1 protein-coding gene is annotated in these 307 nt (G+C 52.4%); it reads right to left on the bottom strand.

The window, feature by feature from the left end; translation table 11 throughout:
• The coding region (locus QWJ41_RS20955) for a hypothetical protein (protein WP_302710413.1) at window positions 1–217 on the bottom strand (217 nt) is incomplete at its 3' end.
• Between the last annotated feature and the right edge of the window lie 90 nt (window positions 218–307).

The raw sequence follows: 307 nt of genomic DNA, 5'->3' as shown, positions 1-307 counted from the left end.
AAGGCAAATTTGAAATCTGAAGCAGGAAGCGGCCCCATATCGAGCAGTGCCCATACATCTCGTTGGGATCTGCGCCTGCTTTGAGAAGGTAGCGCACCATGTCCAACAGCTCAATCTCCCCGCTGAACTTGGAAGGACATATCCGCAACGCACAGTCTAACATGGGTCGACCGCTAGGCAGCTTGATGTCCGGGTTTGCCTGCAGTTTCTGCTCCACATATACCTGTAGACCCTTCTGGATTGTGTACTCGAAAAAGGAACTGCACGCTGCTTTGCGTACGTTGTCGCTGACCAAGTCATAGTCGCC

This window comes from Nocardioides cremeus, from assembly GCF_030518195.1.
Classification (GTDB): domain Bacteria; phylum Actinomycetota; class Actinomycetes; order Propionibacteriales; family Nocardioidaceae; genus Nocardioides; species Nocardioides cremeus.
This window is presented reverse-complemented; position numbering and strand designations above follow the sequence as displayed.